General features: G+C 62.0%; 15 protein-coding genes and 2 pseudogenes. 8 read left to right on the top strand and 9 right to left on the bottom strand.

Going from position 1 to position 17,576, the window contains the following annotated elements:
* From KO516_RS05355 to KO516_RS05340, 4 genes and pseudogenes are all read right to left on the bottom strand, one after another.
* Window positions 1-356, bottom strand: a pseudogene (locus KO516_RS05355) (transposase); the annotation flags it as partial.
* Window positions 357-672: 316 nt separating this feature from the next.
* Window positions 673-1,822 (bottom strand): annotated as a pseudogene (locus KO516_RS05350) (IS110 family transposase).
* Between the two features lie 91 nt (window positions 1,823-1,913).
* Window positions 1,914-2,657 carry an ABC transporter permease gene (locus tag KO516_RS05345; protein ID WP_216002779.1) on the bottom strand — a complete coding sequence of 248 codons (744 nt, stop codon included), beginning with the start codon at window positions 2,655-2,657 and terminating at the stop codon, window positions 1,914-1,916.
* A 1-nt stretch (window position 2,658) separates the two neighbouring features.
* On the bottom strand, window positions 2,659-3,357 hold the full coding sequence (locus KO516_RS05340; RefSeq protein WP_216002778.1) for an ABC transporter permease: 699 nt from the start codon (window positions 3,355-3,357) through the stop codon (window positions 2,659-2,661).
* Window positions 3,358-3,605: 248 nt separating this feature from the next.
* Between KO516_RS05340 and KO516_RS05335 the strand changes: the two genes are divergently transcribed.
* Window positions 3,606-5,060, top strand: coding sequence for an amidase (locus KO516_RS05335; protein WP_216002777.1), 1,455 nt, complete (start codon window positions 3,606-3,608; stop codon window positions 5,058-5,060).
* A gap of 204 nt (window positions 5,061-5,264) precedes the next feature.
* Here the strand turns inward: KO516_RS05335 and KO516_RS05330 are convergent, their stop codons facing one another.
* From KO516_RS05330 to KO516_RS05310, 5 genes are all read right to left on the bottom strand, one after another.
* Complete coding sequence (locus KO516_RS05330) at window positions 5,265-6,266, bottom strand: ABC transporter substrate-binding protein (protein ID WP_216002776.1); 1,002 nt, start codon at window positions 6,264-6,266, stop codon at window positions 5,265-5,267.
* A 306-nt stretch (window positions 6,267-6,572) separates the two neighbouring features.
* Entirely contained in the window at window positions 6,573-7,274 is a 702-nt protein-coding gene (locus KO516_RS05325) for a GntR family transcriptional regulator (RefSeq protein WP_216002775.1), read from the bottom strand.
* Between the two features lie 102 nt (window positions 7,275-7,376).
* Window positions 7,377-8,165, bottom strand: coding sequence for an alpha/beta fold hydrolase (locus KO516_RS05320; RefSeq protein ID WP_216002774.1), 789 nt, complete (start codon window positions 8,163-8,165; stop codon window positions 7,377-7,379).
* Window positions 8,162-9,442 (bottom strand): LLM class flavin-dependent oxidoreductase, encoded by a 1,281-nt coding sequence (locus KO516_RS05315; protein ID WP_216002773.1) that lies wholly within the window; start codon window positions 9,440-9,442, stop codon window positions 8,162-8,164. Before KO516_RS05315 ends, KO516_RS05320 begins: the two co-directional genes overlap by 4 nt.
* Window positions 9,439-10,278, bottom strand: a complete 840-nt coding sequence (locus tag KO516_RS05310; protein WP_216002772.1) for a class II aldolase/adducin family protein — start codon at window positions 10,276-10,278, stop codon at window positions 9,439-9,441. Before KO516_RS05310 ends, KO516_RS05315 begins: the two co-directional genes overlap by 4 nt.
* A gap of 828 nt (window positions 10,279-11,106) precedes the next feature.
* Between KO516_RS05310 and KO516_RS05305 the strand changes: the two genes are divergently transcribed.
* From KO516_RS05305 to KO516_RS05275, 7 genes are read left to right on the top strand one after another with little or no spacing between them, the layout of a single operon-like run.
* Window positions 11,107-11,889, top strand: a complete 783-nt coding sequence (locus KO516_RS05305; RefSeq protein ID WP_216002771.1) for an SDR family oxidoreductase — start codon at window positions 11,107-11,109, stop codon at window positions 11,887-11,889.
* Window positions 11,889-13,019, top strand: coding sequence for a pyridoxal phosphate-dependent aminotransferase (locus tag KO516_RS05300; protein WP_216002770.1), 1,131 nt, complete (start codon window positions 11,889-11,891; stop codon window positions 13,017-13,019). The genes KO516_RS05305 and KO516_RS05300 overlap by 1 nt, the downstream gene beginning before the upstream one ends.
* 11 nt (window positions 13,020-13,030) lie before the next feature.
* On the top strand, window positions 13,031-13,909 hold the full coding sequence (locus KO516_RS05295) for an alpha/beta fold hydrolase (RefSeq protein ID WP_216002769.1): 879 nt from the start codon (window positions 13,031-13,033) through the stop codon (window positions 13,907-13,909).
* A gap of 3 nt (window positions 13,910-13,912) precedes the next feature.
* Complete coding sequence (locus tag KO516_RS05290; RefSeq protein ID WP_216002768.1) at window positions 13,913-15,181, top strand: M20 family metallo-hydrolase; 1,269 nt, start codon at window positions 13,913-13,915, stop codon at window positions 15,179-15,181.
* Window positions 15,178-16,110, top strand: coding sequence for a hypothetical protein (locus tag KO516_RS05285; protein WP_216002767.1), 933 nt, complete (start codon window positions 15,178-15,180; stop codon window positions 16,108-16,110). The genes KO516_RS05290 and KO516_RS05285 overlap by 4 nt, the downstream gene beginning before the upstream one ends.
* Complete coding sequence (locus KO516_RS05280) at window positions 16,110-16,442, top strand: hypothetical protein (protein WP_216002766.1); 333 nt, start codon at window positions 16,110-16,112, stop codon at window positions 16,440-16,442. The genes KO516_RS05285 and KO516_RS05280 overlap by 1 nt, the downstream gene beginning before the upstream one ends.
* A 38-nt stretch (window positions 16,443-16,480) precedes the next feature.
* A complete protein-coding gene (locus KO516_RS05275; RefSeq protein ID WP_216002765.1) occupies window positions 16,481-17,278 on the top strand; it encodes an ABC transporter ATP-binding protein in 798 nt (265 codons plus the stop codon).
* Window positions 17,279-17,576 lie beyond the last annotated feature (298 nt).

The following is a 17,576-nucleotide window of genomic DNA, read 5'->3' as shown; positions in this document are numbered from 1 at the left end:
ACCGGGGCGGTTCACAGCCTGATAGTGAAATGGGATTGCCAACTTGACGGCAGCAGCATGAGACGGCCGCCAGGGGCAGACCACTCTCAACGAACCCGGTCGTCTGCCTGAGCGCCATGCCAAACAGCACCGTCATGGTAAGGCAGGTTTGGATCGCTGCATCGCTATCGTCGGGCTGGCGACTACGCATGCCGGTCGGCGCGGCCTGCCAGGTCACGACGGGATCAAACCAACCTCTCGCACATGCAAGCATGTACCGCCGGTCAAGGGATCGTCAGCGAACCACGGCGCTTGAGCGCCTCGTTGTAGGAGGGTCAGCTCTTGGTCTTGTAGACGGCCGGTGTGGGTTCGCTCATGCCACCCGTCTACTATGCTCGTTTCAAGAGATGAATCCCTTACAGGTTTTGAGCAACACGTGTAACCGCCCCAAGCGCAAGAGGTATTCTAGCGCTGATTTTGGCGCGTCATCGGGTGCTGACATGTGTCCGGCCTCATGATGCGGCGTCACACTTGCCGCGGACCCGTATGGTGTTCGAAGATCGGGTCCAGATCAAAGCCGCGTGCTCTCAGGCACTCTGTTGCACACTGGTTCTCTCGATCCCGTCTCACGACGATTGCGCCAAACTGCTCTTTGCCCCTCTTTCGCTCCGACGTCCTCGCGACCCTCACGGCTTACGCCGCCGTGGCCGGAGCCTTGTAGACACCACCGCGGGCCATCCCTTGCCCGGCAGGCGCATGCACAGCATGCTGCCGAGAGGGGGGGGCCCAAACGATCCGTGCCATTCGTCGCCCGGCAACACATGCGGAGCATGTGTGAGAGGGATGTTTGCCAGCGCCACCCGCACCAGCATCGGTGGCTTGCGGGACAGCATTCCGCTCAACCACGTGCCCGGCTTGGCGGCAGCATGGACATGGCGTTTGATGATGACGCTGTTGGCGCCGATGATCAGCAACCGCCTCAGCGATCGCTCGCCCATCCTTTGCCCGGCAGTGCATCGTGAAGCCGATGTCACGAGAGGATCGTCGTGGCCCCGAGCCGCTGCTTGCCACCGGTCGAATGCTGTCGCGGCACCAGACCCAGCCAGGCAGCAAAGTCTCGGGCCTTGCGGAAGATCTCTGGTGGCGGGGCCAGGGTCGCGATAGCCGTGGCGATCAGTGGCCCAATGCCTGGAACGCTCATCAACAGTCGGGCCACGTCATTTTCTTTGGCCCGGCGGGCGATCTCTGCATTCAGCTTCCCGATCTCCGCCTCCAGATGGGCGCGTGCCATGACCAGCACCTTCAAAGTGGTGATGGCATCGGCAGGTCTGCCGCTGTCCGGGTCCTCGACGAAAGCAATCAGCTTCGAGGCGTTCGCCGCGCCCTGAGGCACAATCTGGCCGAATTCAGTGAGGTGGCCACGCAATGCATTGATCGCTTGGGTGCGCTGCCGGATGAGAAGCTCGCGCACACGAAAGACCAGTGCCGCTCCCTGTGTGTCTTCACTCTTCACCGGTATAAAACGCATGGTCGGGCGCCCTGCCGCTTCACAGATTGCTTCGGCATCGGCAGCATCATTCTTTTGGCTTTTGACGAAAGGCTTGACCCAGGCCGGCGGGATTGGCCGAACGTCGTGGCCCAGCTTGCTGATCTCACGCCCCCAAAAATGAGCGCCGCCACAGGCTTCCATCGCGACAACGCAAGGCGGTAGCTGCCCGAAGAACTCCAACACCTGCGCTCGCCGCAGCTTCTTGCGTAGTACCGCGTGACCAGCGCCATCGGCTCCATGCACTTGGAGCACATTCTTTGCCAGATCGAGTCCGACCGGGATAATCTCCGACATGACCGCTGTCCTTTTGTGGATCCTCGCAGACCCACCTTGGCACACAGATGCCGTCAGGGGGCGCTTACATCATCAAAGCCGCGCGCCACCATCAGCGCCACCAGATAAATTTCGCGTCCAGACCGGCAAGGATGCCATACAGGATCAGGCTTCCTGCCGAGGCCACGATGACGGCAGCCCACACCGTCACGTAATCGACGATCGCCGTCGCCTGGTAAATGGTCTGCCCGATGCCCGAATAGGCGCCGAGCATCTCGGTCACGATGACGGTGATCGTCGCACGCGACAGCCCCACGCGCATCCCTGTCATGATGGACGGCAGCGAGGCGGGAAATTGCAGTTTCAGCAGGACATGCAGGCGACTTGCCCCGAAACTGCGTAGCAGGTTGATCTGACCCTGAGGGCAGGATTTCAGCCCGCTCACGGCGTTCAGAAGCACAACGAAGCTGACGGCGAGCGCGGCCATGGCCACCTTGGATTCATCGCCCAGGCCGAACCAGATCAGCATCAGCGGAACAAATGCGGCGGTCGGCACAGATGACACGGCGACCGCAACCGGCATGATCAGGTCATGAGCCCAGTCCGACAGCACCATAACCAGCGCGAGCGCCAGGCCGATCAGGCTGCCAATCAGAAACCCGATCAACGTGTTCTTCAGCGTAACGGTGACATTGCTGCCAAGCATGCCCGACTTGTCCCAGATGCCCCCAGAAATCTCGATGGGTGAGGGCAGGATATAGGCGGGCAGGTCTAGGATCATGACCATCATCTGCCAGATCAGGAACAGCAGGAAGATCGAGACGGCCGGCAGGAGCGCCCTGTTGAGATAAGTCATGTCATTTCCACCAGATATAGCGTTTTTCGATCCGGCTCAGCAGGACGAACAGGATCTGACCGATAAGCCCGAGAAGCAGGATGAGAAGCCAGACGCGCTCGGTGTCCTCGAAGTACAGACTTTGCAGCAGCAACGTGCCAAGGCCCCGCGTATCGCCGAACCATTCCCCCACCAGCGCGCCCACGAGGCTGAGCTGAATGCCGATCTTCAGGCCCGTCATGATCGAGGACAGAGCCGTGGGAAGGGACACGGTGCGAAAGATCCGGAACTTGCTCGCCCCAAAACTGCGCAGCAACTTGAGCAACTCGGGGTCGGTGCGCTCAAGGCCACGGGCCGTATTCACTGCCACGGGGAAGAAGGTGAGGTAGAGAGCAATCACCACCTTTGACACCATGCCGTTGCCGAACCAGATGACCACGATCGCCCCGAAGGCGATGATCGGTACGGTCTGCAGCGCGACGAAGATCGGCAGCAGCATCTGCTCGGCCTTTTTCGACCACCAGAACAGCAAGCCGCTGCTGATGCCGATCACGGCTCCGGCGACAAAGCCGAAGAAGGTTTCCGTCAGGGTGTAGATCGTGCTGTCGAGCAGATCGCCCCAGATATTGAACCCGCTCAGCAGCACATCCGGCAGCGCCGGCAGCGTCTGGGCGGATATTCCGAACAACGGCACGGTGACCAGCCACAAGATCAGCACCATCGCACCGACAGCCGGTGAGCTTCTGAGGAGGCGTGAGAGAGGTGAGAGAGGTTTTTCCGTCATGGTATTTTCTTCATTGTTTCTGCTTCCTTGCCGGAAAGGCCAGCACAACGATGTCCGACCGGTTCCCTGCTTGGTAGGAGAAGGCCGGACCGATCGCACTCAAAAGAGCACCGGATCGATGGCTCTGTTATCTTGTGCCCAAGTTTTCACGTTGGTCGAAGCAGATATGCACGAAATTGATCATAATGAATCTTCAAATTGACTTCATGCATGCAGAAAAAGAAATTTCGTGTAACCCAGAGGCTATGAAAAATTCGAATCTCTGGTCGCTGACCATCACGGATGCCGCGCTTGCACTGGACGCGGGCACTGTCACCTCCCGCCACCTTACCGAAGCCGTCTTGGAGCGTATCGCGTCGCTCGACCCGGCGCTGCATGCCTATACTCTGCTGACGCCAGACTTGGCATTGGCCGACGCGGACCGGGCCGATGCGGATCGCAATGAAGGCCGGCTGACGGGCCCTCTGCAAGGGATCCCCATCGCTGTGAAGGACGCCATCGATGACCCCGATGCGCCCGCCACCTTCGGAAATCCGGCACTTCATTCCGCCCATTCCGGCGGCTCATCGACAGTCATGACCCGGCTCTGCGCCGCCGGAGCCGTCCGGCTTGGCAAACTGACTCTGAGCGAAGGCGTCTGGGTCGAGCATCACGCCAGCGTTCCGCCCCCTCAGAACCCATACGGGCCGGACCACTGGACCGGCACCTCCTCCAGCGGTTCCGGCGTCGCCCTGGCTGCAGGGTTGACCTTTGGCAGCATCGGTACCGACACCGGCGGATCCATCCGCCTTCCCTCTGGGTGCTGCGGTGTGACAGGGTTGAAGCCAACATGGGGCAGGATCAGCACATTCGGGGTGCATCCCCTGTCGCCTGCCTTCGATACTGTAGGGCCGATGGCGCGCACGGCGCGCGACGTGGCCTTGCTCATGGATGCCGTGGCCGGGCATGACCCGAGGGATCCGACCAGCCTGTCCGCCCCGATCACGCCTTGCCGCGTGGGTGGGCCGCAGGATCTGCACGGCCTTCGTCTTGGTTTGCCCGCCCGGGAAATCGCGATTTCCGATCTGGCGGTTCAGGACGCCGTGGCGGAGGCGGTGCAGGTCTTCCGTCGCCTTGGCGCGCAGATTGTCGAAATTTCCCTGCCCGATCCGGAGCCGGTCATCGGCGCATGGAGCGTGATTTCTTCCGCCGAGGCCGCCGCGCTGCACCGCGACAGCTACCTCGCGCATGCAGACATCTACGGTAAAGCCCTGACCGATCTGATCCTGCGTGGACAAGGCCGGTCCTCGGCGCAGATCGCCGACGCCAAGGTGCAGGTTCGACGGCATCGCGAGCAAATGGCAGCGGCCTTCTCGGGCGTCGATGCGGCCCTGTTGCCCGCCTTGCCCGTCGGCGGCCCCTCGAACGCCTTCATGGGCAGCTTCGCCTCCGACGAAGCGTCTACTCAGGTGATCGGGCGCTATACCGTGCCCTTCAGTACCAGCGGCTTTCCCACGCTGACCGTCCCCTGCGGACGCTCAAGTGCCGGGATTCCCATCGGGTTGCAGATCTGCGGCGTGCCGATGTCCGAAGCTTTGCTCTGTAGGATAGGGGCTGCTTTTCAGGATGTTACGCTTTGGCACGGCGTCGCGGACATCTAAGACAGGGTCCACGTGCCGTCTGCACCGGGTGGCCCCGCCAGCGGCTGAGGCCGCCCAAGGTCATCGCCGCCGCGCTGGCTTCGAAGTGAACGAGCATCTCGTCATAGCTCCCGAAGCCATTGAGCAGCTTGTGCATGACGCGTCTGTACAAAACAGTTCAGGGCACCTGAGGGTGCCCTGAGCCTCATTGCCGGTGCCGTGGCGTTACTTGGCCACGGTCTTGTACTCGGCGGGAACGTTTTCCCAGAAAGACGAGTCGAAGGCGGTGGTGATGTCAACGGATTCATCGATAGCCTTGTACTTGACCAAATTCTTCTCGATGGTGCTGATGGCATCCATGTTCAGATAGCCGAGGCCTTCGCTAGTGCCGGTGGTGCCGGTCATCAGTTCCTGCACCTTTTCAAGCATCTTGGTTTGGTGATCGCGGTCGAGGCCGGTACCCGCATCCATCACCATGTCGATGGCTTCCTCGGGGTGTTCGAAGGCATATTTCCAACCGCGCAGCGTCGCGTCGAGGAACCCCTGCACGACCTCGGGTTTCTCTGCGATCATCTCGTCGGAAGTGATGATGGCGTCCTGCTGGGACACCATGCCGCTATCTTCGGGCGAGATGACAACCAGATCGGTCAGGCCCTTTGCCAGCAGCGTATTGTATTCGTTGTAAAGCGTCGCAGTCGCCACGTCGAACTCACCATCGATGAAGGGCTGCAGCGTCACCGACTGCGAGATAATGTTGACGTCGCTCTGCTCGACCCCGTTGGCGGCCAGCACTGAATACAGCACGTATTGCGGGCCGGTGAACCAGGTCGCGACCTTCTTGCCCTTGAAATCGGCAGCGGTCTTGATGCCGGAGTCGGGCTTGGTCACGTAAACATAGGGCGTGACCTGGTGGTCGATACCGATCGCCTTGATCGGAAGACCCTTCGCGCGCGAGGCCAGCACGCCCTCCGTCCCCGAAGCGATGCCGAAGGTGTTCGCGCCGGAGGCCACCATGGTTTCCACGTTGATGTTCGGACCGCCGGGCTGAATCGTCACATCCAGGCCCTCTTCGTCATAAAAGCCCATGGCTTCGGCGACATAGGGGCCAGCGAACTGCGCTTGCGTCAGCCATTTGAGGCGCAAGGTCACCTCTTCGTCGGCCTGCGCGGAGGTGGCGCAGATGACGGCAGCGGCGGCTAGGAGAGGGGCAGAGAATGTCTTCATCATGTCGTTCACGTATGCAACCATTTTGCTTCAGGATACCTAAAAGTAGCAAGTCGTGAACATCTGGGAATCAAACCCGGAATTTTGCTGCAAAATTCGTATAGAATGCCGATATTTTGACCGGATCAGCCTCCATCTGGCCATTCGGCTCGCACCAAATATACAGATATTGAGTTGTAGAGTACAAAAGTGCCGATGCGCGGGCTAAGCTACGGCTGTGAAGCGCAAAGCCGCGCACCGCCATCAGCATGCCGCCCGCAATCAGAAGGTGCGCGCGCCACACCTGCGGCCCCAAGGGCCGCCGGTGCATCAGCCCAGAAGATGAGGCGGAATCGTCGCGATGAAATCGGAGAGGTGGTCGCCCAGAAGGCGCACATGCTCGCTGGCGGCAACCATGGCACGATCGGAATCTCCGGCGTCGATCGCGTCGATGATTTCCTGATGCTCGGACAAAGTCGCGCGCATCTTGCCCGGCTGAAAGGTCACCTGCCGGCGATATGGCGACAGGCGAAGCCGCAGCGCAATGGTCTGGTCCGCCAGGAAATGCGTATGGGCTGCCTTATAGAGAAGGTCGTGAAAATCTTCGTTTATCTTGTAGAAGGCTTCGGGATCACCCTCCTCGAAAGCGGCGATCAGCTGCTGCTGAATCGCCAGCATCTGGGTTTTCTCTTGGTGAGTGATGCGGCGCGCCGCCAGCCGGGCACACAACCCTTCCAAGGCTGCCATCAGGTCGAACATTTCGATCAGCACCGGCACCGAAAGGGTCGAGACCATCGTGCCCTGCCGTCCACGCACCTCGGCAAGCCCTGTCGCAACCAGCGCCTTGATCGCCTCGCGGACCGGGGTACGGGAAACCTTGAAACGGTTGGCAATCTCGGTTTCGTCCAGGCGATCACCGGGCTTGAGCTGACCTTCGACGATCATCCCTTCCAGATCTCTGCGCAACTCTTCTGCACGTGTCGGTTGTCGACGGCCTGTCTTCTCGAAATAGGATTCGACGGTTTCGGTCATGCAGTAGTTTCCAATAACTTGCCGTAGTGCTCCAAGGGAACATATACAGGATCAGGCGTTTGAACATGCAGCGTATGACGAGCCGCGTTCATTTCAAAGTTTTTAAAGCTGGTCAAGTTCGACGAGCAGCTGGGGCACCAGCTGCTCTGGCATTTCGAGCTGGGGGAAATGCCCGGATCCATAGATCGCCTGCGGCACCTCCGACAGGCACTCCAGTGGCGCACGGCGATGGGCAGCATCGAGCCCTACGGAATTGATCAGCCTTAACGGCACCTTTACATGCATCAGTCGGTCTGCAATCCCCCAAGCGAACATCGCATCCCGCATCTCCAGCAGGTCCTCGGGGCGCGCTGCCAGGATATTCCTGGCAATCTGCGCGCGCAGTCCCTGCCCTGTATCCGGGGCCGTAATCGCGTCAATCATGCGTCGCGTCTCGCCCTCCAGGTCGGCCCCGAAGGTCTTGCGCCGGGCTGCGATTTGCATAGCATCCGAGCCGCCATAGTAGATCGCGTCGGCAAGCGTATCCAGGCCGATCATCCCGGCCACGCGATCGGGCGCGGCCAGCCCGGCCTCGATGACCACCGGCCCGCCCATCGAATGCCCTAGCAGGATCGCTGGCGACAGATCTGCAGCGGTCAAGGCTGCCGCCACCCCTTGCCCCATGGCGGCCATCGAGACAGGCCCGCGCAAGGGGGCACCGGCCCCTCCCGGCATCTCAGCCAGCAGAACGCGAAAGCGCGCGGCCAGCCCGGGAACGACGGCGCTCCACTGCGCCGCCTGTCCGCCCCAGCCGTGGACCAGCACCAGAACTGGCCCTGCCCCGCCTGCGTCGATCAGCCGGAACGCCCCCACCTCGGCATCGATCTTGACCAGGTCGGCCCAACCGTTCACGCGGGCAGCCCCAGCTTGTCGCGCAACGTACCCTCGACGTAGGCGGTCTTGTACAGGCCGCGCTCTTGCAGGATTGGCACGACAAGGTCGACGAAGTCGCTCAGCCCGTCCATGAACCAGCCCGGCATAATGTTGAACCCGTCGGCCGCCCCGCATTCGAACCATTCCTGTAGGGTATCAGCGATCTGCTCGGCGGAACCGCACAAAACCCAGTGGCCACGCGCCGCCGCGACCAGCGCGTAAAGGTCGCGCAGCGACATGTCCTCGCGCCGGGCCTTGGATAGCATCGCTTGAGCGAAGGCATGGTAGGCGTCGTTCTCGCCAAGATCTGGCACCGGCCCATCCAGCGGATAGCTGGACATGTCGGTGTTGAACCGCTCGGAAAGCATCCCGAGGGCAGTCCCATCGTCAACAAAGCTCATCAGGCGGGTCAGCTTAGCGCGTGCCTCTTGCTCGGTCCGTCCGACCACAGGCATCACGCCCGGCATCACGACAAGCTTGTCAGCGCTGCGCCCATTCTTCGGCAAACGCGCCTTGAGGCCCGCGTAAAAAGCCGCGGCCTCGTCGCGGTCCTGCGTCACGGTAAAGACGACATCGGCATGTTTCGCCGCCAACTCCTGACCGGCTTCGGACCCGCCGGCCTGAAGGATCAGCGGGCGCCCCTGCGGTGAGCGCGAGATATTGATCGGCCCCTTCACCTTGAAGAACGCACCGTCGTGATTCACCGGATGGATCCGGTCCGGGTCAAAATACTGCCCCGTCTCTGTATCCTTCGGGGTCGCCCCCGGCTCCCAAGCCGTCCAGAGCGCCTTCACCACCTCGATAAATTCGGCAGACCGCTCGTAGCGCCGCGCATGATCGGGATGCGACGTGCCGAAATTCGCCGCCGCCTGTGGCGCGGAGGTGGTGACGGAATTCCACGCCGCCCGGCCACCAGAGATATGGTCAAGCGAGGAAAACGCCCGCGCCAGCGTCCAGGGATCGCCGTATGTGGTCGAAGAGGTCGCGCCCAGCCCCACATGCGTTGTCTGCATCGCGATGGCAGACAGCATGGTCAGCGGCTCCAGCCGCGAACAGTAGGACGGGTGCGCCGTGGGGTCGGCGTTCAGATTGTCGCCCATGAAGATCAGGTCGAACAGCCCGCGCTCGGCTTCCTGACAGATCGCAGCGATCTGCGCGATATCCTCGAAGCCATCCACCGCTCCGGGCATACGCCAGCCCGAAATGTGGCTGCCCGTTCCCAGCAGGAACAGGCCCAGACGGATTTCCCGGCTCATGCCCGGTAACCCGCATCCACACGGTCGAGATCGCGCATCAGACCTGGCCATTCCCGCTCACCTGGAATGAGGATATCGCCCTTCAGTTCCCAGAACTGGCGTGCCGCCTTTTCGCAGACCTCGGGGGAGGGAAGCACCAGCTCGATACCAGAGGCACAGGCGGCCTGCATCTGCAGCTGGATCTTCGCCGCGCGTTCGAAATAATAGAGCAGCATGAAGGCCTCGCCCGGGGTGCGACCGCAGGTCAGAATCCCGTGATTGCGCATCAGCATGACCGGGTGATCGGCGAGGTGGGCGACGATGCGCTGCTGTTCGGCCTCGTCGATCGCCACGCCTTCATAGGCGTGAAAGCCCTGCCGGTTGTAGAATCGCATCGCGAATTGCGACAGCGGCAGCAAACCGTCCGGCTGCCCGGACACGGCAGTCGATGCGTCAGAATGAGTATGCAGCACGCAATGGGCGTCAGCACGGCTCTTGTGCACTGCGGCGTGGATGACGAAGGCGGCCTTGTTCACCGTGTGCGCGGTTTCTTCGATCACGTCGCCGACGGTGTTGATCTTCACCAACGAAGACGCCGTGATCTCGTTGAACATCAGTCCGTAGGGGTTGATCAAAAACTGGTCCGTCGTGCCCGGCACGCGGAGAGAGATATGGTTATAGATAAGGTCGTCGAGGCCAAGCCTGGCCACCATGCGATAGGCCGCAGCAAGCGAAACGCGGGCCTCCCATTCGGTGTCAGAGTAGTGCTCGGGTTTGGCGTAGTCCGTCATGACGACGTTCCTTTCTTGGTTATTCATGTCGACGATCAGCTCTTGATGCGGTTCATCGCCATCCATTGAGGGAATTTTCTTCAGCAGCAGGGGCGGGATTGGCGGAGACGGCGCGACCGTCACCTCGGCAGACGTCTTGCCCCTTTGCCCAAGGGATTCCCGCTGTGCGATGGCGATCCGGATCGCGTTGATAACGGGTCACTGTACGATGAGATCCGGCCCTAGAAGACCGTTCCATGGAAGCAGGACGGGCACCAGACCCGGAGTCCGCGGTGGCGGCTTCGGGCCTTGGCCGAAGCCGCCATTCTGCGCAACGGTCCGGCGCGGTAACGCGCGTAATTTGGAATACCGAGGAGCAAAGGCGGTCGCGCCGCTCCGCGATGCACATCACACTCTGGCTCGGATCCTTCTGCCCGACAATCATGCGCATGGTCATGAACACGCCGCATCCGGGAGGCCCGAGCATCACGAGGCAATCACCATCCTCGACCTGCGGGCCGAGCGCAGAGATCGTGTTGGTGCCCGCGCCTTGGAAGGTCTTACCGAAGCGTTTCAGTCTGGCCTGAGCCATGATCATCCTACCGGAGAGATATTTCTGCGAAGTTGCGTGGCCCAACCCTAAACCCCAGATACTCGCATCCGTAAACAGCATCTATGCATACTCAACCTCATTTATGGAACACGTTTTCCAAAGTGCGGAAAATCTTTGCTTCCTCCCCCGAGAAAACACATTTCCTAATCTTTACCGATGTGAGTGCGCGAAAATGCTGAACTATCGGGCAGATTTCATGGCAGGAGACTGCGCTTTGCCGTTTGATCCGCACTGAAGCATGGACAGCAAATGACATTCATGTATGCAAAATTAAGAAACATGCATTCAAACTGGAGTTTTCGATGGAACTGAACCTGACCGGCAAGACGGCGCTGATCACCGGCGCATCCAAGGGGATCGGCTATGCCTGTGCGCTGACCTTGGCCGCCGAGGGCTGCAACCTGCATCTTGCTGCTCGCAACGGTGACGCGCTGAATGCCCTGAAGGCCAGAATCGAAGCAGAGTACGATGTGATCGTCACGCTGCACCCTGCCGACCTGGGCACGACCGAATCGATGACTGCCCTCGACACCGCCGTCGGCGATTACGACATCCTGATCAACAACGCCGGCGACATTCCTGCCGGCTCCATCGAGGACGTTACCGATGAGGAGCTGCGCAAGGGCTTCGACCTCAAGGTTTTCGGCTACATCACCTTGTCCCGCCTGTTCTGGCAGAAGCGCAAGGGCAAGGCCGACAGCGTCATCATCAACGTCATCGGCAACTCCGGCGAGAACTGGGATGCATCCTATTTCGCGGGCTCGACCGGCAACGCCTCGCTGATGTCATTTACCAAGGCACTGGGCGGGCGCTCGCTGGACGAAGGCATCCGCGTCGTCGGCGTGAACCCCGGCCCGGTCGACACCGACCGCATGCTCAAGATCATGAAGCGCAAGGCCATCGACATGCTGGGGGACGAAAGCCGCTGGGAAGAGCTGTACGCGAAGTATCCCGGCAAGCGCCCGGCGACGGCGCAGGAAGTGGCCGATCTCTGCGCCTTCCTTGCCTCGCCCAAGGCCGGCTACATCTCCGGTACCGTCATCACCATCGACGGCGGCATCGCGGCGCGCGGTTCGGTGATCTGATGGCTGATCTCTCTGTTCGCAACCGATACTTCGACGAGCTGTTCAAGACGCCGGGCCTGGTCTGGATGGGGCAGAACACCAATCACATCCCCGCCCACCCTGAGGTCACCGCCGCCATGGTCGCCTCGATCAAGTCCGGCGAATACAACGCCTATGCCCCCCCCTTGGGATTCGAGGACCTGCGCGCAGCTATCGTCGCCGATTTCGGGGTTCCAGGGCTTGAGGCGCTGGTGACCGAGGGCGGCGTGAACGCCCTGTCGCTGATCTGCCGCGCCCGTGCCAAACCGGGCACCACGCTGGTGACCACGGACCCCACGTGGAAATGGCCCTGCCTGTTCGCCAAGCAGCAGGGCGCCGAGGTCGTGCAGACCCCGATCTACGGGCCTGAAACCGACTACAAGCTCACGCCGGACCTGCTGCGCGCGTATATCGACGACCGTTGCGCCATCCTTTACGTGGTGGATCCCAACAATCCGCTCGGCGTCACCTACAGTGCCGAAGAGCTCGGCGCGTTCGCCGCCATCGCCAAGGAAAACGGCGCGCTTCTGGTGCATGACTGCACCTACCGTGACTTCGCCGAGGGCCACACGCCCGCCGTCGCCATCGATGCCGAGAACGCCATCTGCTCGCTGAGCTTTTCCAAGTGGCTGGGCCTTGCCGGAATGCGCATCGGCGGGCTGGTCGGAAACCCTGCCCTGATTGCTGAACTCGCTGCGGTTTCGACCTCGGTGCTGGGTGGCAGCGTCGTCGCGCAGCGCGGCGCCATGGCGGGGCTGAAGGTCAAGGATGACTGGATGAAGGATGTTCGCCGCATCGATCTTGCCAACAAGGTCAGGATCAAGGCCGCAGCCGAGGCGCTTGGCATGGCGATCCCGATCTGGCCTTCCCAAGGCAATTTCCTGATCCTCGAAACCGGTTCGACCGGCGTCTCCCCCGAAGCCATCGTCGAGGCGGCGCGCCTTGACGGCGTGATGATCCGCCAGGGCGCCTATCACACCGAGGCCTTCGGCGATCGTTTCATCAAGGTCTCGACCACCGTGCCGGAAGCCTGGGCCGAGAAGTTTGCAGACAACCTCGCCGATTACGTCGAAAAGGCCAAAAGCCTGACCGACGTGCCGGCCTTGTTCTAAGGGAGAGGGACATGTTCGCCACTGCGACAGACGGCACGAAACTCTACTATGAAATGGCGGGGGACAGCGGCTCTCCGATCCTGTTCATCCACGAATTCGGTGGAAATTACGACGCGTGGGAGCCGCAGATGAGCCAGTTCGCCCGGCGCCATCGATGCATCACCTATGCAGCCCGGGGCTATGCTCCTTCCGACATTCCTGCGGGGATCGACAGTTATTCCCAGTCGATCGCGGTCGATGACGCCATCGCGGTGCTTGACGCCGCCGGAATCGACAAGGCCCATATCGTTGGCCTGTCCATGGGCGGGTTCACCGCTTTGCACTTCGGCCTGAAGTACACCGACCGCGCCCTGTCGCTGACCATCGCTGGCGCAGGCTATGGCTGCGAAAAGGAGACGGCCGATTATTTTCGTGGCGTCTCTCTCACGGTCGCCGACAAGTTCGAGGAAGATCCGGTCGCCTTTGCCGAGATCTACGGCCGTGGCGCAAGCCGCGTACAGTTCGAGAACAAAGACCCCCGAGAACACCTCAAGTTCGTAGCGCGCCTCGCGCGTCACGACAAGGTCGGCGCCGCCAACACGATGCGCGGCGTTCAGGCGCGCCGCCCATCATTCTGGGATCTCGAAGACGCGCTGAAAGCCTGCACACTGCCGGCCCTGATCATGGTTGGTGACGAGGATGATCATTGCCTCCAGCCGGGCATCTACCTCAAGAAGATGATGCCGGCTTCGGGTCTGCTGATCCTGCCCAAGACCGGCCACACCCTGAATCTGGAAGAGCCTGCCCTCTTCAATCAGCACCTGGCCGAGTTCATCGCTATGGCCGAAGCCGGTGCCTGGGGCCTGCGCGACAAACGTGCCGATCCCGATCAAGTGATGAGGACCAACTGACCTATGACAGCCGCTCCCGCCACTCCCACCGTAAACGCCAGCCGCCTCTGGTCGCGCCTGATGTCAATGGCGGAAATCGGCGCGCGCTCCGACGGCGGTGTCGACCGACAGGCGCTGTCCGCACAGGACCGCGCCGCGATGGCCCGCCTGATCGGCTGGGGCAAGGAGATCGGCCTTGCCCCGTCATTCGACACGGCGGGCAACCTGTTCCTGACCATGCCCGGCGCGCAGGACGGCGCGCCGGTGCTGATCGGCTCGCACATGGACAGCCAGCCCACCGGAGGGCGTTTCGACGGCATCTTCGGCGTACTAGCTGCCCTCGAAGTACTTCAAACCCTGCATGAAAATTCCATTACGCCGCCGCGCCCGGTCACGCTGGTCGCCTGGATGAACGAAGAAGGCGGCCGTTTCGCCCCCGGCATGATGGGCTCCGAGGTTTTCAACGGCTCGCGCAGCCTCGACGATATACGGGCGGTCGTCGACGCCGATGGCATCAGTGTGGCCACCGAACTGGCCCGGCTGGCCGAGGCCTTGCCCGACCTGCCTCGCCATGCGCCCGGCTTTGCCTTGCACGCCTATATCGAGCCCCATATCGAACAGGCCGATCTGCTGGAGCAGAGCGAAAGCGTCATTGGCGCTGTCACCGGCATTCAGGGCAAAAAAACCTACGAGCTCACGCTGAGCGGTAAGGAGGCCCACGCCGGAACCGAACCGATGGAACGGCGCGCCGATGCGGTGCAGGCCTTCGCCCGCGTTGCGCTCGCCATGCAGCAGGCCGCGCTCAAGGCCGGCCCCGACATCCGCTTCACCATCGGCCGGGTGGAGGTGGCGCCAAACGCTCCCTCCGTCGTGCCCGCCACGGTGCGTTTCCGCATCGACCTGCGCCACCCCGACAACACTGTGCTGGATCATACGGGCCTCGCGCTAGAACAAGCGGCGCAGCGCGAGAGCGCTCCCTGCAAGGTCGGCATCCACCCCATGATCAATGCCCGCGCGAACAGCTTTTCGCCCTTCCTGCGGGCGGCGATCCTCGACAGTGCCGCCGCCCGCGCATTTCCCGCGATGGAACTGCTCTCCGCCGCCGGTCACGACGCCCGCCACATGGCGCCGCTTACCCCCTCGGCGATGATCTTCGTGCCTTGTCGCGGCGGGCTCAGCCATCACCCCGATGAATGGGCCGAGCCGGCACATCTGGCGGCCGGTGCGCAGGTGCTGCTCGACGTCACTTTGCGCGCTGCCGCCGCCTCTTTCACCCAAGGAGATCTCGGATGATCAACAATGACATGGCCGAAATGCCGGTGCAGCTGCCGCGCACACCGGCAAACGCGGCAGAGGCCCGCGGTCGCTATTTCAACTCCGGCAACGCCTTCAACCTCAAGCTTCCCCCGGTGCCGCCACGGATCCTGCGCGACGAGCCCGCCCGCGCCATGGCAAAGGATGCGACAGGCTGGGTGCTCTGCGATCTCTCGAACGAGCTTGAGTGCCCCTTTCCCGCCACCACCCCACTGATGCTGGCCCGCTATGCGACCGTGCTCACGGGCGAAACGCTGGATGTAACGCTGAACTGCACCGCGTCGATCTGGTACGTGATCGACGGCGCCGCGCAGATCGTTATCGGTGATGAAACCGCAACGCTCGGCAAAGGCGACGTCTTCCTGTTGCCCGGCGGTGTCGGGGCCCGCATCGCGGCCAGCGAAAGCGCGGTGTTCTGGGCTGTTGGCAACGATCCCCAACTTGCTTTCGAAAAGGCCCAGCCCGTCACCGGCGCCGAGGCCGAGGCCGCGACCAGCTTCGTGCACTATCCCGCGCAAGAGATCACCTACCAGCTCGACACGGTCTACCAGCGCGACGCCAATGACAACACCTCCGGTCACGCGCTGATCTTCTCGGCCGAGCAGACTGTCGACAGCCGCAACATTGCGCCCACGCTGACCCTGTCGCTGAACACGTTGAAGCCGAACAGCTTTCAGCCCCCGCACAAGCACAACTCGGCTGCGCTGACACTGGCCGTCGCCGGCGATCCGGCCTATTCCATGGTTGACGAGCTGAAATGCGACTGGAGCCCCTGGGCCACCCTGCTGACCCCGCCCGCAGCCAAGCACAGCCACCACAACGACGGCGACACCCGCGCCGAATTCCTGATCGTGCAGGACGGTGGCCTCTACTACCATGCCCGTACCATGGGGTTCGAATTTTACTGATGCGCCTCATCATTGATACCGACCGTTCTGCCAAGGACCGCGTCTCGCGGTTGCCGGCCATGTCCACTCCCGGCGTGGGGCCTGAGGCGTTAACGACCTGCAACGACACTGTCGATGTCGTCCAGCAGGCCGGAAACGCCGTCGCCGCACCACCGCCGGAGCTCTATTGCAGGGGTTCTGCGGCGCCCTGCGTGGCCACCCAGCAGAGCCACATCCTGGCCATCAGCGCACGGTCCGCACGCTGGCCCAGTTGCCACGACAATATCCGCGTCATCGTGCGCACCGACAACGACGCCGACGTTCCCATGGTCCAAGCCGCCTTCTACGCATGATCAGCCACCTCCCCGAAACGCTCACGCCGGAGCCCACAATGTCCGAAACAACCAAGCCAATCCTGGATCTGCGCAACCTTTCCAAGACCTTTGGAGAAGTTCAGGCGCTTTCCAACGTGAACCTCAAGGTGGCACCGGGTGAATTCGTTACCCTCGTCGGCCCCTCGGGCTGCGGCAAGTCCACCCTATTCAGCCTGCTTTCGGGGCTCGAGGACGCCGACGCCGGATCGACCGTCCGGTTCGAGGACCGCTCGGTGATGTCCAAGGATCTGCTCGGCAAGGTCTCTTTCATGCCGCAGCGCGATCTTCTTCTGGCCTGGCGAAATGTCATCGACAACGCCATCCTGCCGCTCGAGATGGAAGGCGCGAACCGCAGCCAGGCCCGAAAGCAGGCCCAGAGGATGCTACCGGAATTCGGCCTCGCGGGCTTTGCCGACAAGTTTCCTCACGAACTCTCCGGGGGGATGCGCCAGCGCGTGGCGCTGATGCGCACGTTCCTGTTCAAGCGCGACCTGATGTTGCTCGACGAGCCCTTCGGCGCGTTGGATGCCCTGACGCGGACGATGATGCAGCGCTGGCTTCTCGATGTCTGGCAGAAGCACAAGCGTACGGTGCTCTTCATCACCCACGATGTGGACGAGGCGATCTTCCTCGGCGACCGCGTGCTGGTGATGTCCGCGCGCCCTGGCGGGATCAAGCTGGAACGAAAGATCGACCTGCCCCGCCCACGCAACGCTGATGCTGTCACATCGCCCGAATTCATTTCTCTGAAACGCGATCTTCTCGAGGCCATCGAAGAGGAAAGCATGAAGACCTTCGGCGCCGTCCAGACCTGACTCAGGCCTGCTGGACCCTCAATCATAACGAGAGGCTGCTGGGTGTAGGCAGGCAGGAAATTTTGGGGACAGCTCCGTTGCACAAATCAGCTGAAGGCCGGATGATCCCTTTCCCCGGACGGAGTCATCCCACGGCTTCCGTAACGGGTATGCCGAGCGCGGTGAAGCCGTTCAGCACGGCGCTTGAGCGCCTCGTTGTAGGTGGGCCAGTTCTTGGTCTTGTAGGCGGGCCGTATGGGTTGGCTCATGCCACCTGAACCGCCCCGGTTTTTCCGGAGGCTGATTACGGTTAGTTACG

Origin of the sequence: Citreicella sp. C3M06, from assembly GCF_018860705.1 — a bacterium.
Lineage (GTDB): Bacteria > Pseudomonadota > Alphaproteobacteria > Rhodobacterales > Rhodobacteraceae > Salipiger.
This window is presented reverse-complemented; position numbering and strand designations above follow the sequence as displayed.